Origin of the sequence: Stenotrophomonas sp. Ps181 (assembly GCF_025697425.1) — a bacterium.
GTDB lineage: Bacteria > Pseudomonadota > Gammaproteobacteria > Xanthomonadales > Xanthomonadaceae > Stenotrophomonas > Stenotrophomonas sepilia.
Map to the genome: position 1 here is coordinate 621,807 of NZ_JAHWBI010000002.1, position 23,756 is coordinate 645,562.

Here is a 23,756-nt window from a genome sequence, read left to right on the forward strand (position 1 = left end):
TGAGAGCCGAGCCATGCTCGGCTGGAACTCCAAGGCAGCCGAGCATGGGCTCGGCCCTACAGGTCTGATTGCCAACCCGTTCAGCCGACCGCGCTGGAAATTCCAGAGTTGTGACTGCCTGCGCTATATTGCCGGTTCCGCCGCAACCGGGCTCGGCCCGGCCAACGCGTCGCGGCAGAGCTGATGAGGGACTATGGCGCTGGTTTTCAGTGACGACATCTGGGACCGCTGGCGGTTGCCGGCCTTGGCGCTGGCCGCCGCCGCGATCATCGTGGTGCCGTGGTTGACCCTGCGCAAACTGCAGCAGGACAGCGAACAAGCGATGGCCTGGGTCAACCACACCCAGGCCGTGGGCGTGGCACTGCAGCAGCTGCAGGCCGATGTGCGCGATGTTGAATCGGCCGCGTTGACCCTGTCCAAGGGCGTGGATGCCCCCGGCCTGCGCGAGCGCATGGCGCGGGCCGATGAAATACCCGGGCGCCTGGCCGAACTGGGCCGGATGACCCGCGACAATCCCGACCAGCTGATCCGCATCGGTCGGATCGAATCGATGCTGGAAGGCCGCATGGCACTTGCCCGCGAGCTGGCCAGGTCCGAACCGAACAGCGACCAGCGCGAGCTGGTGCAGGACCTGAGTACGCGCTATCCCATCCGCGGGCTGGTGGAAGAACTGCAGGCCAGCGAGCAGAAGCTGCTGGCACTGCGCGGCGAGCAGGCGGCGCGTCAACGCAAGCAGACCGAACTGGTGTCGTGGAGTTCGCTGGTGATCCAGCTGGCGCTGCTCGGCCTGGTGCTGTGGCTGCTGCAGCGGCAGATCGGCCGTCGCCTGCATGCGGAGCGGCAGTCGCTGCGCTCGGCTGCACGTGCGGCGTCGGTGCTGCAGACCGTACGCGAACCGATCGTGCTGCTCGACCGCGACCTGCGCGTGCAGCTGCACAATCCAGCATTCGCTGAGCTGTACGGCCTGCAGGACGAGCGCGCCGACGGCCTGTTGCTGGAAAACGTTGGCGACAACGCATGGCAGGATCCGGTGGTCCGACAGCGCCTGGCCGACGTACTGTCGCGCGGTCGCGAACTGTGGGACTTCGAGCACGAGCAGCGCACCGCCGACGGCATGGTGCGCTACATGCTGCTCAACGCGCGGCGCATGCCGCTGCCCGACACCGATGACGAGGTGGTGCTGCTGACCATCAGCGACGTCACCATGCAGCGCGCAGTGCAGCTGCGCGTCGAAGACCTGAACCGCCAGCTGGAAGGCAAGGTTGCGCAGGTATCCGAGGTCAACCGCGAGCTGGAGGCCTTCAGCTATTCGGTCTCGCATGACCTGCGCGCACCGCTGCGCCACGTGGCCGGATTCTCCGACAAGCTGTCGCGCCACCTCGGCGATCAGGCCGATGACAAGAGCCTCCACTATCTGGACGTGATTTCCAGTTCGGCCCGGCGCATGGCAGCGTTGATCGATGACCTGCTGGTCTACTCGCGCCTTGGCCGCGCGGCGATGCGGCAGCAGGCGGTGGACATGCAGTCGCTGGTGGCCGACACCCGGGCCATGCTCGATTCCAACCTGCAGGCCGAGGCCGAGAACAGCGGCCATGCGCACCAGGTGGAGTGGAGCATCGCGCCGCTGCCGATCGTGGTGGGCGACGAGAACATGATCCGCCAAGTCTGGCTCAACCTGCTCGGCAACGCAGTGAAGTACTCGGGCAACCGCGAGCCGGCGAAGATCCGCGTTGACTACCAGCAGCAGCCCGACGGCGGCCATCAGTTCACGGTCAGCGACAATGGTGCAGGCTTTGACATGGCCTACGCCGGCAAGCTGTTCGGTGTGTTCCAGCGCCTGCACAAGGCCAGTGACTACCCGGGGACCGGCATTGGCCTGGCCAGCGTGCGCCGCGTGCTGACCCGCCATGGTGGCCGTATCTGGGCCGAGGCCGAACCGGACGTCGGCGCCACCTTCCACTTCTACCTGCCCCCCGCGACCGACGCGGACAAACAAGGTCCCTCTGCATGACGACTCTGCGCACCATCCTTCTCGCCGAAGACAGCCCGGCGGACGCCGAAATGGCGATCGACGCCCTGGAAGAAGCGCGTCTGGCCAATCCCATTGTGCACGTCGAGGACGGCGTGGAAGTGATGGACTACCTGCTGCGTCGAGGTGCCTTCGCCAACCGCGAGGAAGGCCTGCCGGCGGTGCTGCTGCTGGACATCAAGATGCCGCGCATGGATGGCCTGGAAGTGCTGCGGCAGATCCGCGAGCACGAAGAACTCAAGCGCCTGCCGGTGGTGATCCTGTCGTCCTCGCGCGAGGAAAGCGACCTGGCCCGCAGCTGGGACATGGGCGTGAACGCCTACGTGGTCAAGCCGGTGGACGTGGACCAGTTCTTCGGCGCGGTGCAGACCCTGGGCAAGTTCTGGGCGTTGATCAACCAGGCACCGGAACTCGAGTGAGCCCATGCCCCTGACCGGTCCCGCCCTGGGGGCGCTGCGCATCCTGCTGGTGGAAGACTCACCGGAAGATGCCGAGCTGATGTCCGAACAGATGCTCGACGCGGGCCTGGACGCCCGCTTCGAGCGTGTCGAGAGCGAGGCGGAACTGCGCCAGGCGCTGGCTGTGTTCCAGCCGGACATCGTGCTGTCCGACCTGAGCATGCCGGGGTTCTCCGGTGACGACGCGCTGCGCATCGTGCGCGAGACCTCGCCGGAGGTGCCCTTCATCTTCGTCTCCGGCACGATGGGTGAGGAGAATGCGGTGGCGGCGCTGCAGAAAGGCGCCAACGACTACATCATCAAGCACCAGCCTGCGCGCCTGCCGTCGGCGGTGGCGCGTGCGATCCGCGATGCACGCAGTGCGGTCGAGCGCGCGCGGGTGGAAACCGAACTGATGCGCGCGCAGCGGCTGGAAAGCCTCTCGCTGCTCGCCGCCGGGCTCAGCCACGACCTGCGCAACATCCTGCAGCCGTTGCTGATCATGCCGGACCTGCTGAAGGCCCGTACCGAGGATCCGCAGCTGCACCACCTGGCCGACGTCATCGCCGAGTGTGGCCGCCGCGGCCATGAGATGGCCGAGTCGATGCTGTCGTTCGTGCGTGGTTCGCGCAAGCCGAGCGAGCGCATCGAGATCGACGGCCTGTTCGATGCGGTGGCGCTGCTGTTGCGCAGCAACGTGCCCGATGCCGTGCGCCTGGAACTGCAGGTGCAGGACGAAGGCTTGGCGGTCGACGCCAATTACACCGAACTGCAGCAGGTAATGCTGAACCTGGCGCTCAACGCAATCCAGGCGATGCCAAACGGTGGCCGCCTGAGCCTGACCGCCAGCCATGCCGGGCAGCGCGATGGCGTGGACTGGATGCGCATCTGCGTGGCCGATGAAGGCATCGGCATGGATGCGGATACGCTGTCGCACCTGTTCAATCCGTTCTTCACCACCAAGGCCGATGGCACCGGCCTGGGCCTGATTTCCTGCAAGCGCATCGTCGAAGGCGCCGGCGGCAGCATCCATGTCAGCAGCCAGCCGGGGCAGGGCACCTGCTTCGAGCTGCGCTTGCCGATGCACGAAGCCAGCGACGGCAGCGAGCCGATCGAGCAGCTGGTGGCCCTGGGCAGCGGCCAGTCGATCCTGGTGGTCGACGGCGAAGCCACGCGCCTGTCGCTGCTCGGCAACGCGCTGTCCAGCCAGGGGTATCAGCTGCAGCTGGCCTCCGATGGCCCGGCGGCGCTGCGCTGGATGCAGCAGGAGGCGATGCCGGCGCTGGTGATTGCCGACGCCGGCTCAAAGCTGCTGCCGGCCAGCCAGCTGCTGGGCGAGATGGCCGCGCTGGGCTATCGCGGCCCGGCGCTGGTGCTGGAGGACGCGGCGGTGGCGGTGCCTGCCGATGCCTTCCCGGCCGGCGTGGAGGTGCATGTGCTGCGCAAGCCGCTGCAGATGCAGCAGGTGTTCCGCGCGGTGGCCGAAGCGCTGGGCTGATGTCGCGGTAGTGCCGGCCGCTGGCCGGCATCCCCTGTGGTGGGATCAACGCGCTTGCCGGCCAGCGGCCGGCACTACCGGTCCAGGGATTGCCAGGGGTAGCGCGGCAGCGCGTCCACCGTCTGTTTCAGCCGCAGCAGATGATCTGGTCTTCCGCGCGGTGGCCGAAGCGCTGGGCTGATCTCGCGGTAGTGCCGGCCGCTGGCCGGCATCCCCTGTGGTGGGGTCAATGCGCTTGCCGGCCAGCGGCCGGCACTACCGGTCCAGGGTTTCCCAGGGGAAGCGCGGCAGCGCGTCCACCGCCTGTTCCAGCCGCCGCGACCAGTTCTGGTGGATGTCGGCATACAGCGTGGAATCCGCGCCCAGCCGCAGCTGCTGGCCGATGCGCAGTTCGCCGTCGCGCAGCAGCGCCAGATCGATCGGCAGGCCCACCGACAGATTGGAGCGGATGGTGGAATCGAGCGACACGATCGCCGTACGCGCTGCATCCTCCAAATGCGTGGCCGGGCTGAGGATGCGGTCGAGGATCGGCTTGCCGTACTTGGACTCGCCGATCTGCAGGTAGGGCGTCTCCGGCGAGGCGGCAATGGCGTTGCCGAGCGGGTAGATCATGTACAGCCCGGGCCGCTCGCCGGCGATCTGGCCGCCGAAGATCAGCGTGGCCTGGGTGTTGACCCCGTCATGGCCGTGTTCGCTGTGGCTGCTGTGCACCTGGCTGTCCACCAGCAGCTGACCCACATACGCGGCTGCTTCGAACAGGTGGGCCATGTCGCGCAGGTTGGGCACGCGCCGCTCTGCGGCGTCGCGGCCCAGGCGCGACACCAGCAGCTGGGTGGTGGCCAGGTTGCCAGCCGCCATCAGCACGTAGGCTGCCTGGCCGGGATACTCGAACACGTGCAGCTTGCGATGCACGCGCACATCGTCCAGCGAGGCATTGGTCCGGGTGTCGGCAGCGAAGACCAGGCCCTCGTCCACCTCGATTCCAACGCAATAGGTCATGTCGGTGCCCTATCATGTGCGTCCCGGATTGTAGGCAGGCCGCCGTGACGACGGCATGTCCACGCCCCCCCAAGTGCCGTCACCTGAACCGCATGACCACCGTGCTCCTGAGCCTGGGCAGCAACGTCCAGCCCCGCCGCTACCTCCACGCCGCGGTGACGGCCCTGCGCGAGCGCTTCGGCGCGCTGCAGGTCTCGCCCGCCTACCGTACTGCCGCGGTCGGCTTCGACGGCCCGGCCTTCCTCAACAATGCGGTGGCGATCGAGACTGACTTGCCGCTGCAGGAACTGGACGACTGGCTGCATGCGCTGGAAGACGCGCACGGCCGCGACCGTAGCGGGCCGCGCTTCTCCGACCGGACCCTGGATATCGACGTGGTGTTCTACGGCGACCTGGTGGTGGAAGGCCCCGGCCACCTGCGCATTCCCCGTCCCGAACTGAAGCATGCCTTCGTGCTGAAGCCGCTGGCCGACATCGCGCCGGACTTCATCGATCCGGTCAGCAGGCTGGACCTGGCCACGCTGTGGCGCGCGCACGCGCAGTTTGGCGAAGCGTTCGAGGTGGTGGACCTGGAATGATGGCGGTTGCCGGCCAGCGGCCGGCACTACCTCAACTGACCGTGCGCCCGCCATCCACGCGCAATGTGTGGCCGGTGACGAAGCTGGCTTCGGCCACCAGCCAGTACACCGCTTCGGCAATCTCCTCGACCGTACCGATCCGCGCCAGCGGCGTGCGCGCCAGCAGGGCCTCGCGGGCGAAATCGTCCTTGCCCTGTTCCGGCCACAGGATCGCGCCGGGTGCCACCGCATTGACCCGCACATTCGGCGCCAGCTCCAGCGCCAACGAACGGGTGGCCATCTCCAGCGCGGCCTTGGCCATGGTGTAGGCGATGTGGTCGCGCATCGGATTGGTGCCGTGCAGGTCGGTGAGGTTGACGATGCAGCCCTGCTGGCGGCGCAGGTAGGGTGCCGCCGCCTGCGACAGCAACAGCGGCGCGCGCGCATTGACCGCATACAGCGCGTCCACCGCCTCGGCGGTGACCTGGCCGAGCGGGGTGGCATAGAAGTTGGAGGCGTTGTTGACCAGCGCGTCCAGGCGTCCGAAGTGGGTAACGGCCTGTTCCACCAGGTCGGGCAGGGCGTCGGCGTCACGCAGGTCGGCCTGCAGCGCAAGCACGCTGCCCGGCCGCACATTGTCGAAATCGAACGCGGCCTGCTGCAGTTCGGCGCTGGAGGTGTTGGCATGCAGTACCACCGACCAGCCACAGGCGTGGAACTGGCGGGCGATGGCCGCACCGATCCGGCGCGCGCTGCCGGTGATCAGGACCACGGGGTGGGTATCGCTCATCGAGGGTCCTCCAAGGCTCGGCTATCCTGTGCACCATTGTCACCGCATTCGAAGACGCCATGCAGCCCACCTTCCCCCTGCCCGAAGCCGATGCCCTGGCCCACAGCGACCAGCTGGCGGCCGCCCTGCGCGCCGAAATCCTTGCGCAGGGCGGGGCGATGCCGTTTTCCCGCTTCATGGAACTGTGCCTGTATGCCCCCGGCTGGGGCTATTACAGCGCCGGCGCCAGCAAGTTCGGTGGCAGCGGCGACTTCACTACCGCACCCGAGCTCGGCAGCCTGTTCGCCGGCAGCGTGGCCAATGCGCTGGCGCCGGTGTTCGCCCAGCTCGGCGCGCAGGCGCGCATGCTGGAACTGGGGGGCGGCACCGGCGCCTTCGCCGAGGCCGTGCTGCTGCGCCTGGCCGAACTGGATGCGCTGCCGTCGCGCTATGCCATCCTCGAACCGAGTGCCGACCTGCGCGAGCGCCAGCAGCAGCGCCTGCAGCAGAACCTGCCGGCCGAGCTGGCCGTGCGCGTGGAGTGGATCGACCGTCCGTTCGAAGAGGACTGGGAGGGCGTGGTGTTCGCCAACGAGGTGATCGACGCGCTGCCGACCCCGCGCTTCCTGATCCGGGACGGCGAGGTCTACGAGGAAACCGTCGAGCTTGATGGCGAAGGCAACTTCATCCGTGGCGCGCAGCCGGCTGACATCCTGCTCAACGGTGCGGTGCGCCACATCGAGCGTTACCTGGAAAAGCCCTTTGCCGACGGTTACCGCTCCGAGGTGCTGCCGCAGCTGCCGTACTGGCTGCAGGCAGTGGCTGGTGGCCTGCAGCGCGGCGCGATGCTGTTCGTCGACTACGGTTACAGCCGCAGCGAGTTCTACCAGCACGACCGTGATGATGGCACGGTGCGCGCGTTCTACCGCCACCACGTGCACAACGACGTGCACCGTTGGCCGGGCTTGCAGGACATCACCGCGTCGGTGGATTTCACCGCGATGGCCGAGGCGGGCATGCACGGTGGTTTCGAGCTGGCCGGGTACTGCAGTCAGGCCAGTTTCCTGCTCGGCAACGGCCTGGACCAGGTGCTGCTGCTGGCCGAAGAGCGTACGGATGAGGTCGGCCGCATCCAGCTGCGTGACCAGGTGAAGAAGCTGACCCTGCCGACCGAGATGGGGGAGCGCTTCCAGGCGATCGGCCTGCAGCGCGGCGTCGACTTCGAGCCCGCCTTCGAGCTGGGTGACCTGAGCTGGCGCCTGTGAGCGATGCGCTGCCGCTGATCAAGCCGCTGCGGCGGCCGCGGCTGTGGACCGCGCTTTGGACATTGGCGGTGGTGCTGGTGATCGTGGCCTGCCTGATCCCGCCGCCGCCGATCGCGCTGCCGGAAAACGACGACAAGGGCGAACACTTCCTCGCTTACTTCATTCTGGCCAGCAGCGCAGTACAGCTGTTCCGGCCGGGGCGCTCGCTGCTGTGGGTGGGCGTGGGGCTGGTGCTGATGGGCATCGGCATCGAGTTCGCCCAGGGCGCGCTGACCCGCAACCGCATGGCTGATCCGATGGATGCGCTCGCCAACACGATCGGTGTGCTGGCCGGCATGGGCATCGCGTACACACCGCTGCGCGATCTGCTGCTGCGCTGGCGGGGATAAGGTTTCCTGTAGAGCCGAGCCCATGCTCGGCTTCCTCCCGAAAGGCAGCCGAGCATGGGCTCGGCTCTACAGTAGATCCACGCCATGCGTGGATGGATTGCGCCAGGACAGGCTTGTGGTTACTTCCCCAGCGTGACCTCATCCAGCACCCACATCGCCGGGCGTGTATCGCCGGTGAAGTTGATGCACAGGTCACCCGTGCCCTGCGTACCCTTCGGCAGCGCCGCACGCAGGGTCACGAAGCCATCGGCATCCGGCTTGGCCGGCAGCGGCACTTCGGCCAGCACCTTGCCGCTGCAGTCGCCACGGCGTACCTGCATCTCGCCATGCGCGCGCTTGGCCTTTTCGTAGCGACGCTTGGGTTCGTCGTGGGCCAGCTGGAAGTAGTACGGAATACGCCCCGCGCGGACTTCCACACTGCCGATGCCGTCAAGCTGTACCTGCGGCCAGCGCCAGCAGGGCTGGAAAATGTCGACGTTGAACACCGCACGCGTTCCCTCGCGCGGGCCATCGTCTTCCAGGCGCAGCACCAGACCCTTCTTGCCCACGCAGCTGAGCAGTTCATCGCTGCGGCGGCTGAGCAGCGATTGTGCGCTGAACGCCGCGACCGTCGGCTTCGCCGCCAGCATCTGGCCCTGGTAGAACGCGGCGGCCTGCACGGTAGCGGGCAGCTGCGCGGTCAGCGGCTGCTGGTACAGCGGCGACTGCGCCGTCACCGGCTGGCCATCGGTGCTGTAGCGCACCTCATAGCCCAGCGGGTTGACCAGCGACACGGTCACGGAGTTCTTCGCGCGATCGTCGGTGTAGTCCACGCCCACTTCGAACGGGGTCTGCGCGTAGGCCAGACCCCAGGCGCGGTAGCGTTGCAGCTGCGCGGGCAGGCGCGCGAGGAAATCGCGGAAGTCGCGATGTTCCGGCGTGCTCCAGCCGGTCTCGGCCACTGCGGCCAGGCGCGGGAACAGGTTGTGCTGCAGGCGCGCGTAGGTGCGCGTGTGTTCGGTGAACATGTTGGCCTGCAGGCCGAGAATGTGCTGGCGCTTGTCATCGGCCAGCTCGGCCGGCACGGGCTCGAAGTTGTACAGCTTGCCGAGGTTGACCTGGGTCGGGCGGCCGGGAGGTTCATTCGGCGAGGCCGTCTGCAGGTAGTCCAGGTACAGGTAGCCCACCGGCGACATGACCACGTCATGGCCGGCACGGGCCGCGGCCAGGCCACCTTCGGTGCCCTGCCACGACATCACCGTGGCCTGTGGCGGCAACCCACCTTCGAGGATCTCATCCCAGCCGATCAGGCGCCGGTCGTGTTCCTCCAGGAAGGTCTCCAGGCGCTTGATGATGTGGCTCTGCATGGCCATTTCATCCTTGATGCCCAGCGCACGCATGCGCTGCTGGACCTGCCTGGAGGCTTCCCACTGGTCCTTGACCGCCTCGTCGCCGCCGACGTGCACGTACTTGGCCGGGAACAGCGCAATCACCTCTTCCAGCACGTTTTCGAGGAAGGTGACAGTGCTGTCTTCGACGTTGAACAGGTTCGGGAATACGCCCCATTCGCTGATCGGCTTCAGCGGGGTATTGATCGAACCCAGTTCCGGGTACGCGGCAATCGCTGCGGTCGCGTGCCCCGGCACATCGATTTCCGGAATCACCTGGATATGCAGCTTTGCGGCATAGGCAATCACTTCGCGGATCTGCTCCTGCGTGTAGAAGCCGCAATACGGATGCTCCTGGCCAGTGACCGGGTCGGCGCCGCCATCACCGGCCGGCAGGCGGCAGCTGCCCACGTCGGTCAGCTTCGGGTAGCGCTTGATCTCCATGCGCCAGCCCTGGTCGTCGGTCAGGTGCCAGTGGAAGGTATTGAGTTTGTGCGCGGCCATGGCATCGAGCACGCGCTTGATCTCGTCCAGGCTCTGGAAATGCCGCGCCGAGTCGAGCATGAAACCGCGCCAGCTGAAGCGTGGCGCGTCCTGGATCTGCACCGCTGGCAGCACGCCGTTGCTGCCGCCGGTGGCGAGCTGGGCGAGGGTGGTTGCGCCATAGAACAGGCCGGTTTCGTTGCCGGCCTGTACCACTACGCCCTGTGCGGTGCTTTCCAGCGTGTAGCTCTCACCGCTGTCGCGGAAGGTCGGGATGATCTCGAAGCGGATGCTGCCCGACTTGCCTGCCGCCTTGCCCTGGGCAGGCGTAAGGCGCGGACCGCCGCTGCGCGCCAGCAGGTCGGCGAACTGGGTGGCGACCCGCTGCGCGGCTTCGCCTTCGGCCTGCAGCGCGGTATCGGCGCGTACGGTGATGCCGCTGCCCTGGCCGCGCTGCACCGTGGCCGGGGCGGGAATCAGCATCAGGCTGCCGGCACGCAGCTGCGGGCCGGGTGCCTCAGCGGCCGGCGTGGGGTCGGCGGCAAGTGCCGGCAGTGCCGGCAACATCGCGAGCAGGCTGCCCAGCAGCAGTGCGCTGCGCATCCGGGCGCGGGAAGGCTTGACCATCGGTACGACTCCTTGGAACGGTGCGATGAACGCTATACATGAAAAACGCCGGGCCCGGAATGACCCAGGCCCGGCGTGCGTGCACGACTCGGCGATGTTGCTGCCGCTGGATCAGTACTTGAAGCGGAAGTTGAGGTAGTACTGGCGACCGTTGCTGTAGAACGAGGTCGGGATGGCCGCGGTCTGGTAGTACTTGTAGGTCGGGTTGTTGAGGTTCAGGCCATCCAGGCTGATGCTCAGCCAATCGGTGGCCTTGTAGCTCAGCGATGCCGACAGCGTGCCGAAGTCATCCTGGTAGTACGGATTGGTACCGGACAGGCTGATCAGGAACGAGGAACGGCGGGTGTAGCTGACCCGGGCACCGAAGCGCTCGTTCTCGAAGTAGGCACCCACGTTGTAGGTGTTCTTCGAGGTGCCCAGCAGGTTGTGCGAGCCATCCGACCAGGTATGCGAGGTGGTGCCGTTGGCGTAGGTGTAGTTGGCATTGATGCCGAAGTACTCGCCGATCGGCTGCTCGTACGCCACTTCCACGCCGGTGACCTTGCCGTCGGCATTGATCGGGGTGGAGATCTGGTAGGTCTCAAGCTGGTTGGTCAGTTCGCTGTACAGCTGGCGCGAGACCACGTCGAAGGCGATGTAGTCCTTCAGCTTCATGTGGTACGCGCCCACCGACAGCAGACCGCGCGGCATGAAGTACCACTCCAGGTTGGCGTCCAGGTTGGTCGACAGGGTCGGCTTGAGGTTCGGATTGCCACCGCCGCCGGTGCGGTTCAGGTCCGAACCGTACGAGGAGGCACCCAGTGCCGAGTAGTCCGGCAGGGTCTGGGTCTGCGAGGCGGCGACGCGCAGCACCAGCGAGTCGTCCAGGTCGAACTTGATGTTGGCGCTGGGCAGAACACGGTTGCGCTTGTTCTGGAAGGCCAGGCGCTCCCACATGCCGAACAGGCTGCTGACATCGGCATCTGCGGCCTTGCTGACGGCGTTGTAGGTGTCGATGTCCTGCTTGATGTTGACGTAGCGCAGGCCGACGTTGCCGCTCCACCAGTCGCCGCGGAAGTTGGCCTGCACGTAGCCGGCGAAGTTCTTTTCCTTCACCTTCCACTCGGCGCCGTAGTTGTGGCGACCGGTCGGGCCATCATTGCCGGCCAGCCAGGTGGAGTTGTTGGTCACCGCGTCCTTCAGCGCGCCCGGGGTGAAGTACCAGAGGTTGCGCGGGAAGGTGCCGCCGATGTCACCGGCAAAGCCGCTGGGATAGTTGGCCGTCGCGCCGTTCTTCAGCGCGCTCCAGATGTCACCCGGCGTTGCGCCTTCCGGCGACAGTGCTTCGCGCTTGTGGTCGGCGAAACGCAGGCCGAAGTCGATCGAGCTCAGCACGCCGCCATCGTTGAAGTACTGGTTGAAGTCGAGCGTGGCCCACTTCTCCTTGTCTTCAGCGGTGACCTGCTGGTTGCCCCAGGTGCCGAAGCTGGTCACGCCGTTGGGCGAGATGTCGCCGCCTACGTTCCAGTCGATCGGCGAGCCATTGCCGTGGGTGGCCCAGCTGGCGCCACCGCCGCCGGCCAGGGTCACTTCGGCGATGTACTGGCGCGGCGTCTCACCGGTGCCCTTGGTGCTGCCGGCCTGGAACGTGGCGGTCAGGCTGTCGCTGATCTGCCAGTCGGCATCGAAGGTGACATAGCTCGACTTGGCCTTCGACTCGCGGTAGATCATGTCGTACACCGCGTAGTTGGTGCCCGGCACGCCTGCATAGGTGGCGTTGGTCAGCACGCCGTCCTTGACCACATAGCCCGGATTGGGCGCCTGCGACTTGGCGAAGTTGTTGCCGAACATCATGAAGTTGCGGTTGTAGTTGTTCGCCTTCAGTTCGGAGCTGAAACCGTTCAGGCCCAGGGTGAGGCTGTCACTCGGCTTGAACTGCAGCGAGACCAGGCCGCCCTTGCGCTCGCGGGTCTGTTCGAACAGGGTCGAACCCAGCAGGCCCGGAACGTTGACGCCGATCAGGTCCGGATTGGTGCTGGCGACCGGATCGTTTGCGCCGATCTTGAAGAAGCCACCCGGGATTTCCTGAGCTTCACGGCGCAGTTCGCGCTTCTGGCTGAAGCCCTGCACCATCACGCCGAAGGTGCCTTCGTCGTTCTTGTAATTGAACAATGCCGAGTACTGCGGATCGGTCGATTTGGCCAGGTCCGAACGCACCGCACCGATGGAGCCTTCCGCGGTGAACGGCTTGGAGAACTCCAGCGGCTTGCGGGTGATGATGTTGACGGTGCCGGTGGTGCCGCCGTCCTGCAGCTTGGCCTGCGAGGACTTGTTCACTTCCACCGAGCTGACCAGTTCCGACGGCAGCAGCGAGTAGCTGACGCTGCGGCCGACGTTGTTGCCCTGGCTGAGCACGAACCAGTCGGCCGAGCCGACGGTGTGACCGTTGATCAGGGTCTGGGTCAGGCTCGGGCTGGTGCCGCGCAGGCTGACACGGTCGGCTTCATCGAAGCCGCCCTCGTCGGCGCTGGACGAGCTGATGTTGACGCCCGGCAGGCGCTGCAGGGTATCGGCAACGTTGTGCGCGGGCAGCTTGCCCACGTCTTCGGCGGTGACCACTTCCACGCGCGCATTGGCTTCGCGCTTGGTGTCCAGCGATTTTTCCATCGAGCCACGGATGCCGGTAACGGTCACGGTGTCCAGATCGGTGGCGGTCGGGGCCGCCTGCTGCGCGTGCGCACTGAAGGCGATGCAGCTGACGATGGCGGCCGAAAGCAGGGTCTTGCGGGTGTTCATGATGTCTCTCCTCATCACTCGATTGGGTGCCGGCGGCGGTGTTCGGTTACGGTTGCGATGACATGCGCGGGGCGGCGGCGAAGTCCCGTGCGTTGGCGTGCCACGTACTGCGTGCTGCGATTGCGTTGAAGCCTGTTGCGGTGTCAGGCGGCCGATTGCTGCAGGTACCAGCTGGCAGCGCCGACCACGCCCAGCTGGCCGTGTTCGACGACCTTCACCGGGATGCGTGCCAGCGCTTCGCCCATCGGCCCCTTCTGCAGGTAGCGTTCGACGAAGGTGCTGGCGTGCAGGTATTCGCGGATCTGCGGCAGGATGCCGCCGGCCAGGTAGACGCCACCGTGGGCGCCGTAGAACAGGGCCATGTCGCCGATGGTGCTGCCGAGCAGGCCACAGAACACGTCCAGCGCCTGGCGCGCATGCGCATCACTGTCGGCCATGGCCGCAGCGGTGACTGCGTCGGGGCTTGCCAGGGTCGGCGCCTGCCCTTGCAGTGCACACACCGCACGGTACAGGTTCATCAGGCCGGGGCCGGAGATCGCATGCTCGATCGACACGTGCGCGCGGTCGCGCTGCATGTAGCGGACGATGGCCATTTCCAGTTCGGTGCTGGCCGCCAGGGTCGGCTGGCCGGCTTCGGTGGGCAGCACCACCGGGCCGTGCGCGGTGGGGATCCACAGCGCGGCGCCCAGACCGGTACCGGGGCCGACCACCAGGGTCGGGCCGCGTGCGGCAGTTTCCGGTCCGCACAGGTGCAGCACGCCGCTGGCGTCCACCTGCGCGGCGGCGTAGGCCACCGCTTCGAAATCGTTGACGATGTAGACCCGCTGCAGGCCGACATCGGCTTCCACCTGGCGCGCCGACAGCGGCCACGGCAGGTTGGCAGTGATCACCGTGCCGTCTTCGCGGGCATAGCCGGCGCTGGCGACCACGCAATGCGTGGGCCGCGGGCCTTCGCCCAGGAAGTCGGACAGGATCGCGCTGAGGCCGGCATGGTCGGCATTGCGGTACTTGCGGTACTCCAGCACCTGCACTGGATGGGCAGCGTCACCGCTGGCCTGGACCCGGGCCACGCGCACATGGGTGCCACCGACGTCGGCGGCCAGGAACGAGGGCGCGACGCGGGACAGGACATGCGACGGGGCGGGGTGGCTGGCGGTCACGCGGGCTCCTGCTGCAGGTGGGGCCGGCCCGGGGATCGGGGGCGGCACTGGGGCGGAGTCTGTAACTGCGCTGACAACGATGTCAACGAGTTCGTGACACTTTCGTTGCTGCGTCGCAACGAATGCGGTATGCCGTAAACGTTTACATGATGTGAGTGCGGGTTTCACGTGGGAACCATTGGCGCACGGGGCGCTAGGCCTGCCGCGCATTCATCGGGGCGCACCGCCGTGGGCTTGCGCAGTGCAGCACAAGGGTCATGCAGGCGTGCATGGAAGTTGACAAACCGCCGTTGTCCATCGAAAGAATGTGACAACGTTGTTCCCAGCCACTCTCCGACGCCGCGTTCTGCGGCCGTCGCCGCAGGAGCCCTCCTGATGTCCGCCGTCCCCGCTGCAAGCGCGCGCCCGAACGTGGCCACCTCCATCGCCATCGTTGGCGTGTTGTTCTTCCTGATCGGCTTCTTCACCTGGCTCAACGGCCCGCTGATCACCTTCGTCAAGTTGGCCTTCGAACTCAGCGAGGTCGGCGCCTTCCTGGTGCTGATGGTGTTTTACCTGTCCTATTTCTTCCTGGCCCTGCCGGCGTCCTGGATCCTTCGCCGCACCGGCATGAAGAAGGGCCTGAGCCTGAGCCTGCTGGTGATGGCCGGTGGTGCCGCGCTGTTCGGTGAATTCGCCACCCAGCGCTGGTACCCGGGCGCGCTCGGCGGCCTGTTCGTGATCGGTAGCGGCCTGGCGCTGCTGCAGACCGCGATCAACCCCTACATCTCCATCCTCGGCCCGATTGAAACTGCGGCACGCCGCATCGCGCTGATGGGCATCTGCAACAAGATCGCCGGCATGCTGGCGCCGGTGCTGATCGGCACCCTGGTGCTGCATGGCATCGGCGACCTGGACAAGCAGGTGCAGGCCGCCGACGCGGTCACCAAGGTCGCGCTGCTCAACGAATTCGCCGCCAAGATCCATGCGCCGTACCTGGCGATGGCCGCGCTGCTGGTGGTGCTGGCGGTGGCCGTGCTGTTCTCGCCTCTGCCGGAGATCAAGTCCTCCGAAGCCAATGCAACGCCGTCAGGTGCACCAGGAACCGCCGAGCGCCGCAGCATCTTCCAGTTCCCGCATCTGTGGCTGGGCGTGCTGTGCCTGTTCGTGTACGTAGGCGTGGAGGTCATGGCTGGTGATGCGATCGGCACCTACGGCCACGGTTTCGGCTTGCCGCTGGACCAGACCAAGATGTTCACCTCGCTGACGCTGGGTGCGATGTTGGCCGGCTACGTGGTCGGCCTGCTGGCGATCCCCGGCCTGGTCTCGCAGTCGCGCTACCTGACCATTTCGGCAGTGATGGGCGTGGTGTTCTGCCTGGGCGCCTGGGCTACGCACGGCTACGTCTCGGTGGGCTTCGTGGCGCTGCTGGGCTTTGCCAACGCCATGATGTGGCCGGCCATCTTCCCGCTGGCGATCCGCGGCCTGGGCCGCTTCACCGAGACCGGCTCGGCCCTGCTGGTGATGGGCATCGCCGGCGGCGCGATCATTCCGCAGCTGTTCGCCGTGCTCAAGCAGCACATCGACTTCCAGCTGGTGTTCGTGCTGCTGATGGTGCCGTGCTACCTGTACATCCTGTTCTACTCGGTGATCGGCCATCGTGCCGGGCTGCCGCAGGACAAGGCCTGATCGGCGATGATGGACGGCAGCCAACCCCAGGGAAAACCCATGCGCAGAGCGACCATCAAGGACGTTGCGGAGAAGGCCAAGGTCTCGCTGAAGACGGTCTCACGGGTGATCAACAACGAGCCCTCGGTGATGCAGGCCACCCGTGCCCGGGTGCTGCGTGCCATCGCCGAGCTCGACTACGAGCCCGATCCGTCCGCGCGCAACCTGCGCAGCGGCACCACCTTCGTGATCGGGCTGGTCTACGACAACCCGAACCCGTACCACATCATCGGCGTGCAGAACGGCGTGCTGGCCGCGTGCCGCGAGACCGGCTTCGGCCTGCAGATCCATCCCTGTGATTCGAGCTCGCCGTTGCTGGCCGATGAACTGGCCGACTGGGTGCAGCGCTCGCGCCTGGCCGGGCTGGTGCTGACCGCGCCGATGTCCGAGCGCCGCGACCTGATCCAGGCGCTGACCGCGCGTGGCATCAAGCTGGTGCGCATCATCGCCGCCACTGAAGACCCGGCCGACGGCGCCTGCGTGTTCGTCGACGACCGCGAGGCGGCCTACGAGATCACCGAGCACCTGATCCAGCTGGGCCACCAGCGCATCGGCTTCCTCTGGGGCGGCAGCTCGCACCGCTCCTCGGGCGAACGCTACGCCGGTTACGAAGCCGCGCTGAAGGACTACGGCATGACCGTGGACAAGCACCTGGTGGTGCAGGGTGATTACACCTTCGACGATGGTTTCCGTGGGGCGCGCCGCCTGCTGGCGCTGCGCGAACCGCCCACCGCCATCTTCGGTTCCAACGACGAAATCGCTGCCGGTGTGCTGGCCGCCGCCAAGTCGGCCGGCATGAACGTGCCGTACGACCTGTCCATCGCCGGTTTCGAGGACAGCCCGTTCTCGCGCCAGTCGTGGCCGCCGCTGACCACCGCCAAGCAGGCCACCGAGGACATCGCCCGTCATGCCGCGCGCCTGCTGATCGCACAACTGCGCAGCGACGCCTACGACGATGCGCCGGCACCGCTGCACAACCAGGGCTTCGTGCCGCAGCTGGTGGTGCGCGGCTCGACCGCGCCGATGCGCCCGGCCGGCGCACGCCCCCTTCCTTCCGATCCTGCCTGAGCCTGCCATGTCGCTGTCAGACCCCACGTCCACCCTGATGTTCGCCGAGGCCGCCGAAGCGGCCGACGTGGTTGCCCGCCAGTTCTCGCGCAACCACGCCACCATGGAAACCCTGGCCGCCAGCCTGCGCGCGGCGCCGCCGCCGTTCGTGGTCACCTGTGCACGCGGCAGCTCCGACCATGCCGCCACCTACGGCAAGTACCTGCTGGAAACACAGCTGGGCCTGGTGGTTGCGTCGGCCTCGCCGTCGGTGGGGTCGGTCTATGCCGCACCGCTGCAGCTGCGCGGTGCGCTGTTCATCGTCATTTCGCAGTCGGGCAAGAGCCCGGACCTGCTGCGCAACGCCGAGGCGGCCAAGGCCGCTGGCGCACGCGTGATCGCGCTGGTCAACGTCGAGGATTCGCCGCTGGCGCAGCTGGCCGACACGGTCATTCCGCTGCATGCCGGTGCCGAAAAGAGCGTGGCGGCGACCAAGAGCTACCTGGCCTCGCTGGCTGCACTGCTGCAGCTGGCCGCCTACTGGAAGCAGGACAGCAGCCTGCGCAACGCGCTGGACCTGCTGCCGGACGCGATGCGTGAAGCCTGGCAGTGCGACTGGAGCGCGGTGACCGAAGGCCTGATCGAGGCCACCAACCTGTTCGTGCTCGGCCGTGGCCTTGGCCTGGGTGCGGCGCAGGAAGCGGCGCTGAAGTTCAAGGAAACCTGCAGCCTGCACGCCGAAGCCTACAGCTCGGCCGAGGTCAAGCACGGCCCGATGGCACTGGTCGACCGTGGTTTCCCGGTACTGGCCTTTGCCCAGCCCGACGAGACCGGCGCCGGTACCCGTGCTGTTGTCGAAGAATTCACCGCGCGCGGTGCACAGGTGTGGCTGGCCGGTGCCGGCGGGAACCTGCCGGTGGCGCCCGCGCCGCACCCGCTGTGCGCACCGCTGCTGACCGTGCAGAGCTTCTATCGCGCGATCAACGCGCTGGCGCTGCGCCGTGGCTTCAACCCGGATCTGCCGCCGCACCTGAACAAGGTTACGGAGACGGTGTGATGGCAACCGTGCTGCGCAATGCCCGCATCCTGGCAGGCGATGAGTTCCGCGACGATCTGGCGGTGGTGATCGAGGACGGCCGCATCACCGCGCTGTTGCCCGACGCCGCACCGCAGCTGGGCCACGCTGCCAAGCAGGTGGATCTGGGCGGCGGCTGGCTGCTGCCCGGCTTCATCGACGTGCAGGTCAATGGCGGTGGCGGCGCACTGTTCAACAACACGCCGGACGTGGCGGCGCTGCGCACCATCGCGCAGGCCCACCGTCGTTTCGGTACCACCGCGATGCTGCCCACGCTGATCAGCGATGACGTGGGCGTGATGCGCGAAGCCATCGGTGCGATGCGCGATGCGATCGCGCAGGGCGTGCCGGGGGTGATCGGCATCCATCTGGAAGGGCCTTATATCGCGCCGGCGCGCAAGGGCACGCACGATGCCAGCAAGTTCCGCGTGCCGGACGAAGAAGAGATCGCGCTGGCCGCGTCGCTGGACAATGGCGTGACGCTGCTGACGCTGGCGCCGGAGCGCGTGCCGCTGGAGACCATCCGTGCGCTGGTCGAACGTGGCGTGATCGTCGCCGCCGGCCACACCGCAGGCACCTACGAAGAGATCCGCGCCGGCCTGGATGGGGGCGTGCGCGGTTTCACCCACCTGTACAACGCGATGTCGCCGTTGCAAGGGCGTGAGCCCGGCGCGGTGGGCGCTGCGCTGGAAGACCGCGACAGCTGGATCGGCATCATCGTCGATGGCGTGCATGTGCATCCGGCCAGCCTGCGCGTGGCGCTGGCGGCCAAGCCGCGCGGTCGCCTGCTGCTGGTGACCGATGCGATGCCGCCGGTCGGTGCCGACGATCCCAGCTACGTGCTGTATGGCGAAACCATCACCGCCATCGATGGCGTGGTGCGCAATGCCGCCGGTTCGCTGGCCGGTTCTGCGCTGGACATGGCCACGGCGGTACGCAACACCGTACAGCTGCTCGGCCAACCGCTGGCCGAAGCCGCACGCATGGCCTCGACCTATCCGGCGCAGTTCCTCAACGTCGACGACCGCCTGGGCCATATCGCCGAGGGCTACCAGGCCGACCTGGTGCTGCTGGACGACGCCCTGCAGGTGCGTGGTACCTGGATTGCCGGACAGTACGAGGCCGCCTGATGAACAGTACGCCGCCACGCCGTCTGGGCTCGATCGATGCCCTGCGCGGCATCACCGTGGCGGCGATGCTGCTGGTCAACAACCCCGGCGACTGGAGTGCGGTGTTCGCACCGCTGCGCCATTCGGAATGGCATGGCTGTACGCCGACCGATCTGGTGTTCCCGTTCTTCCTGTTCCTGGTGGGCGTGTCGATGGCCTTCAGCGTGGCACCGCGTGCGCAGGATGCGGCGGCGCGGCCTGCGTTGGTGCGCGGCGTACTGGAGCGCGCGCTGCGCATCCTGGTGGCCGGTGCGCTGCTGCACCTGCTGATCTGGTGGGCACTGCATACCCATCACTTCCGCATCTGGGGCGTGCTGCAACGGATCGCCGTGTGCGCGGCATTGGTGGGCGTGCTGGCGGTGTATGCACGGCCGCGCATGCAGGCCGGCGTGCTTGTTGGATTGCTGGTGGGGTACACGATGCTGCTGCTCGGCATGGGCGACCTGACGCCGTGGACCAACCCGGCCAGCCGTCTGGACACCACGCTGTTCGCACCTTGGATCTATCAATGGCATGCCGATACCGGCCTCGGCCATGACCCGGAAGGATTGCTGAGCACGCTGGGTGCACTGGCCAGTACCGTGCTCGGCCTGTTGGCCGGTGCCCTGCTGCGCAGCGGGCGTTCGACGGCCCTGGCCGGGCTGGGCGTGGCGACCGCCGTGCTGGGCCTGTTGCTGGCCGGGGTGCTGCCGTTGAACAAGCAGCTGTGGACGCCCAGTTACGTGCTGTGGACCGGCGGCCTGGCCGCGCTGGCGCTGTGGCTGGGCCACGTGCTGATCGACCTGAAGGGATGGCCGGCGCTGGGCCGGCGCTTCGGCGTCAATGCGATCACCGCGTATCTGGGGGCCTCGGTGATGTCGGTGGCGTTGATGGTCAGCGGTGCCTGGAACTGGATCTGGCAGCAGCTTGCCGCCGCGATGCCGCAGGCGCTCGAGCTGGCATCGATGCTGCAGGCGCTGGCATTCGTCGCGCTGTGGTGGGGCGTGGCGTGGTGGCTGGACCGGCGGAAGATCTATCTGAAGATTTGACGGCTCCGGGGCGGATCCCTTTCCGCAGGAAAGGGCTCTGACCCGATCCGCCAACGGCATCCACACGCCATGCGTGGATGCTCTGCGCGCGGCCCCCGATGCCCAGAAAATATGAACGATTTCAGCTACATCACATGGGCGTGAGGCCCCGGCGATTTCGCATCCGAAGTGTGATTTTCGGCACGCAAGTTCACCTATCGAAACGGTTCACATCACGGCAGACTGCACACGCAGCAGCGTGCATTTGCAGTTCCTGATTCCCTGTCCAGGAGAACTGTATGACCCGTGCCGTCCCGCGCGCTTTCCGTCCGCGCCGCCTCACCGTTTCCGTGCTTCAGGCACTGGCTGTCCCGTCCATGGTGCTGTTGACCGCCAGCGTCGCCTGGGCCGGCTGCAGCACCGTCGCGCCGGTCGCCGGCCAGACGGTCACCTGCGATGCCAACGCGCCGAATCCGCAGACGGTGCCCATCACAGCCAGCGGCGAAGCGGGCATCACCGTCAACGTCGCCAGCGGTGCCCAGTTGCAGCAGAGCGGTGGGGCGTCGGCCGTTACCCTGGTCGGTGCAAGTGGCCACCTGTTGACCAACCAAGGCACGATCAGTTCGGTGGGAGGTGTGGCGGTCCAGCTCGGTGGCGGCAGCCGTGTCGAGAATCCGGGCAGCATCAGCACCGGCAACAACACCGCGCTGCAGTTCGTCGGCGCAGGTGACAGCGTGCTGGTCAACCGCGGAACGATCAGCGGGCGCACCGGCGTGCAATTCGATTCGGGCAACGACCGCCTCGAGATGCAGGCCGGCAGCATCAGCGGCGGCGTCCTTCAAGGGGATGGCAACGATGTGCTGCTGCTGGGCAATGGCACCATCGACAGCGTTGACCAGGGCAGTGGCGATGACCAGATGACCGTCACCGGCGGCACCGTCACCGGCGTGGTGGCGCAGGGCAGTGGCCGCGATGATTTCGTCATGAGTGGCGGCACGATCGGCGCGCTGCAGCAGGGCGACAACATCGATACCTTCCGCATGAGCGGTGGCCGCATCGTCGGCGCGTTCGAGGATGGCGACCAGGCGTGGATGACCGCTGGCCGCATCGGCCGCGTCAACATGAAGCTGGACAAGAACCTGTGGGACCAGTCTGGCGGTACCGTGGACGGCAACGTGGTGACCGGCTTCGACACCGACACCATCATCATTTCTGGCACGGCCTACATCGGCGGCAACATCAGCGTCAGCGGCGGCAACGACAGCGTGACCATCACCGACGGCACCGTGCGCGGGCAGGTACTGCTCAGTACCGGCGATGACACCTTCAACTGGAGCGGCGGTGGCATTGTCTACGGCGCGATCGACATGGGCCCGGACAACGACGTCGCCAACCTCGGCAACCTCAACCAGGGCAACCTCGGTGCGGTGCCGCTGTTCGACGGTGGCAGTGGCTTCGACCAGCTCAGCCTGAGCAACGTCAAGACCGCAGGCGTGGGCCGTTTCCAGAACTGGGAGTCGATCCGCCTGGCCAACAGCACCGAGCTGACCTTCGATGGCGATCTGGTGCTGGGCGACAGCAGTACCGGCACCGGCACGCTGACGGTGGATGACACCAGTACGGTCTATGCAGGCAGTGGCGGCCATGCCATCCGTCCGTTCAACAGTGGTGCACTGGTGGAGATGGTCAATGCCGGGCGCATCGACCTGACCGGTACCGGCGCAGGCGACGTGTTCACCGTGCGTGGCAACTACCGCGGTGACGGCGGGGGCCTGTACCTGCGTACCGTGCTGGGCGCGGACAACTCCCCCAGCGACCGCTTGGTGATCGACGGCGGTACCGCCACCGGTACCACCGGCATCGGCGTGCTCAATGCCGGCGGCAGCGGCGCGGCCACGCTGGCCGACGGCATCCTGGTGGTGCAGGCCTTGAATGGTGGCCGCACCGCGCCGGGCGCGTTCTCGCTGTTCGCACCGGTCGCGGCCGGCGCCTACGAGTACTTCCTGTTCAAGGGCGGTGTCAGTGCCGGCACCAGCGAGAACTGGTACCTGCGCTCGACGCTGGTGACCGGCCCGACGCCGGCACCCAACGGTGGTGGCAGCGCCACGCCACCGCCGCTGACGCCGCCGGTGGCACCACCGCCCCCGATTACCCCGGCACCGCCGCCGCCGCCGGAAGGCGCCACCGATCCGGACCTGACCGCAGGCGAGACCGCACCACCACCACCACCGCCGGAACCGGCGCCGGTGGCACCGCCCAGCGATCCGGCGGTGCCGGACGTGCCCGTGGCCGGCGGTGCATTGCCCGGTACCGGTGCACCGCCGACGCCGGGTGCACGGCCGGCCGAAGGTGCGGTGGTACCGCTGTACCGCGTGGAAACCGCCGCCTACACGGTGGTGCCGCCGCTGCTGCGCGAGACCTCGCTGGCCAGCCTCGGTACCTTCCACGAGCGGCAGGGCGAACAGCGCCTGCTTTACAACCAGGGCGCATTCCGCACCGCCTGGGGCCGGTTGGTGGGGCAGAGCAGCGAGATCCACTGGAAGGGGGATGCGCAGCCGGGCTTCGATGGCGATGTGATGGGCCTGCAGGCCGGCATCGACGTATGGGCTGCGGCGTCTGATAGCCATCGCAACCAGATCGGCGTGTTCGTCGGCCGCACCCGTGCGCAGGGCAAGACCACCGGCCTGGCACTGGGCTGGGAGAATGTGCAGGTGGGCCAGAACCGTTTGGACGACAAGCACGTGGGCCTGTACTGGACCTTCACCGACAGCAGCGGCGCCTACATCGACGCCGTGGCGATGCAGAGCCGCTACGACGGCCGCGTGCGTTCCTCGCGCGGGCTCGGCTTCGGCCTGAGCGGCGACGGCACCAGCGTGTCGGTGGAGGCCGGCAAGCCGCTGCTGCATGTCGGTCAGTCCGCATGGTGGCTGGAACCGCAGCTGCAGGTGATCTGGCAGCGCACCGCGCTGGACGACCGTCGCGATGAAGTATCGAGCGTGCGCTTCGACAACGACAATGACTGGACCGGCCGCATCGGCCTGCGCCTGGCCGGCGACTACCAGCTGGCCGACAACGGCTGGCAGCCGTATTTCAAGCTCAACTACTGGCACGGGCGTTCCGGCGAAGACCGCATCCGTTTCGACGGCGACGTGATCGTCAATTCGCAGCGCTCGCGCGCGCTGGAAGCCGGCGTGGGTGTGGTCGGGCGCTTCAACCGCACCATCAGCGCCTATGCCGTGGCCGACTACACGCGGGAGCTGGGCGGCGACCGCAACGAGAAGCGCCGCGTCATCGAAGGCAACATCGGCCTGCGCGCGGACTGGTAGCGCGCGGTGCAGAGGTCATGACCCGCTCTGGTGGGTGTCGACCTTGGTCGGCACAGATCCAACGGCGCCA

General features: G+C 67.2%; 17 protein-coding genes. 12 read left to right on the top strand and 5 right to left on the bottom strand.

Features of this window, described 5'->3' with window-relative positions; genetic code table 11:
• Window positions 1-193 precede the first annotated feature (193 nt).
• From KXV01_RS06550 to KXV01_RS06560, 3 genes are read left to right on the top strand one after another with little or no spacing between them, the layout of a single operon-like run.
• Window positions 194-2,011 carry an ATP-binding protein gene (locus tag KXV01_RS06550; protein ID WP_049410580.1) on the top strand — a complete coding sequence of 606 codons (1,818 nt, stop codon included), beginning with the start codon at window positions 194-196 and terminating at the stop codon, window positions 2,009-2,011.
• Complete coding sequence (locus KXV01_RS06555) at window positions 2,008-2,448, top strand: response regulator (protein ID WP_005411057.1); 441 nt, start codon at window positions 2,008-2,010, stop codon at window positions 2,446-2,448. The genes KXV01_RS06550 and KXV01_RS06555 overlap by 4 nt, the downstream gene beginning before the upstream one ends.
• 4 nt (window positions 2,449-2,452) lie before the next feature.
• Entirely contained in the window at window positions 2,453-3,964 is a 1,512-nt protein-coding gene (locus tag KXV01_RS06560) for a hybrid sensor histidine kinase/response regulator (protein WP_111191249.1), read from the top strand.
• A 255-nt stretch (window positions 3,965-4,219) separates the two neighbouring features.
• Here the strand turns inward: KXV01_RS06560 and KXV01_RS06565 are convergent, their stop codons facing one another.
• Window positions 4,220-4,963 carry a 20S proteasome subunits A/B gene (locus tag KXV01_RS06565; protein WP_049440329.1) on the bottom strand — a complete coding sequence of 248 codons (744 nt, stop codon included), beginning with the start codon at window positions 4,961-4,963 and terminating at the stop codon, window positions 4,220-4,222.
• A gap of 92 nt (window positions 4,964-5,055) precedes the next feature.
• Between KXV01_RS06565 and folK the strand changes: the two genes are divergently transcribed.
• Window positions 5,056-5,541, top strand: a complete 486-nt coding sequence (folK, locus tag KXV01_RS06570) for a 2-amino-4-hydroxy-6-hydroxymethyldihydropteridine diphosphokinase (protein ID WP_049414615.1) — start codon at window positions 5,056-5,058, stop codon at window positions 5,539-5,541.
• Between the two features lie 31 nt (window positions 5,542-5,572).
• Here the strand turns inward: folK and KXV01_RS06575 are convergent, their stop codons facing one another.
• Window positions 5,573-6,310 (bottom strand): pteridine reductase, encoded by a 738-nt coding sequence (locus KXV01_RS06575; protein ID WP_263467612.1) that lies wholly within the window; start codon window positions 6,308-6,310, stop codon window positions 5,573-5,575.
• A 59-nt stretch (window positions 6,311-6,369) separates the two neighbouring features.
• On the opposite strand from KXV01_RS06575, the gene KXV01_RS06580 reads away from it, so the two are divergent.
• A complete protein-coding gene (locus tag KXV01_RS06580; RefSeq protein WP_049440323.1) occupies window positions 6,370-7,554 on the top strand; it encodes an SAM-dependent methyltransferase in 1,185 nt (394 codons plus the stop codon).
• A complete protein-coding gene (locus KXV01_RS06585) occupies window positions 7,551-7,943 on the top strand; it encodes a VanZ family protein (RefSeq protein WP_099496218.1) in 393 nt (130 codons plus the stop codon). Before KXV01_RS06580 ends, KXV01_RS06585 begins: the two co-directional genes overlap by 4 nt.
• Before the next feature lie 119 nt (window positions 7,944-8,062).
• On the opposite strand, the gene KXV01_RS06590 is transcribed toward KXV01_RS06585, so the two are convergent.
• The 3 genes from KXV01_RS06590 to KXV01_RS06600 form a co-directional block, all read right to left on the bottom strand.
• Window positions 8,063-10,420 (bottom strand): family 20 glycosylhydrolase, encoded by a 2,358-nt coding sequence (locus KXV01_RS06590; protein WP_099496217.1) that lies wholly within the window; start codon window positions 10,418-10,420, stop codon window positions 8,063-8,065.
• A gap of 111 nt (window positions 10,421-10,531) precedes the next feature.
• Window positions 10,532-13,195: a TonB-dependent receptor gene (locus KXV01_RS06595; protein WP_099496216.1), complete on the bottom strand. Its 2,664-nt coding sequence runs from the start codon at window positions 13,193-13,195 to the stop codon at window positions 10,532-10,534.
• Window positions 13,196-13,338: 143 nt separating this feature from the next.
• Complete coding sequence (locus KXV01_RS06600) at window positions 13,339-14,355, bottom strand: glucokinase family protein (protein ID WP_049414622.1); 1,017 nt, start codon at window positions 14,353-14,355, stop codon at window positions 13,339-13,341.
• 375 nt (window positions 14,356-14,730) lie between these two features.
• On the opposite strand from KXV01_RS06600, the gene KXV01_RS06605 reads away from it, so the two are divergent.
• The 6 genes from KXV01_RS06605 to KXV01_RS06630 all read left to right on the top strand — a co-directional run bounded on the left by KXV01_RS06605 (window position 14,731) and on the right by KXV01_RS06630 (window position 23,686).
• The gene (locus tag KXV01_RS06605; protein ID WP_049414623.1) at window positions 14,731-16,023 is read left to right on the top strand and encodes a sugar MFS transporter; all 1,293 of its coding nucleotides are present in this window, start codon (window positions 14,731-14,733) and stop codon (window positions 16,021-16,023) included.
• A gap of 39 nt (window positions 16,024-16,062) precedes the next feature.
• Complete coding sequence (locus KXV01_RS06610) at window positions 16,063-17,130, top strand: LacI family DNA-binding transcriptional regulator (protein ID WP_005411045.1); 1,068 nt, start codon at window positions 16,063-16,065, stop codon at window positions 17,128-17,130.
• Window positions 17,131-17,137: 7 nt separating this feature from the next.
• Window positions 17,138-18,166 (top strand): SIS domain-containing protein, encoded by a 1,029-nt coding sequence (locus KXV01_RS06615; protein ID WP_111190637.1) that lies wholly within the window; start codon window positions 17,138-17,140, stop codon window positions 18,164-18,166.
• Window positions 18,166-19,314, top strand: coding sequence for an N-acetylglucosamine-6-phosphate deacetylase (gene nagA / locus KXV01_RS06620; protein ID WP_263467613.1), 1,149 nt, complete (start codon window positions 18,166-18,168; stop codon window positions 19,312-19,314). Before KXV01_RS06615 ends, nagA begins: the two co-directional genes overlap by 1 nt.
• Window positions 19,314-20,381 (top strand): heparan-alpha-glucosaminide N-acetyltransferase domain-containing protein, encoded by a 1,068-nt coding sequence (locus tag KXV01_RS06625; protein ID WP_099495788.1) that lies wholly within the window; start codon window positions 19,314-19,316, stop codon window positions 20,379-20,381. Before nagA ends, KXV01_RS06625 begins: the two co-directional genes overlap by 1 nt.
• Before the next feature lie 278 nt (window positions 20,382-20,659).
• Window positions 20,660-23,686 (top strand): autotransporter outer membrane beta-barrel domain-containing protein, encoded by a 3,027-nt coding sequence (locus tag KXV01_RS06630; protein ID WP_099495789.1) that lies wholly within the window; start codon window positions 20,660-20,662, stop codon window positions 23,684-23,686.
• Window positions 23,687-23,756: the final 70 nt, after the last annotated feature.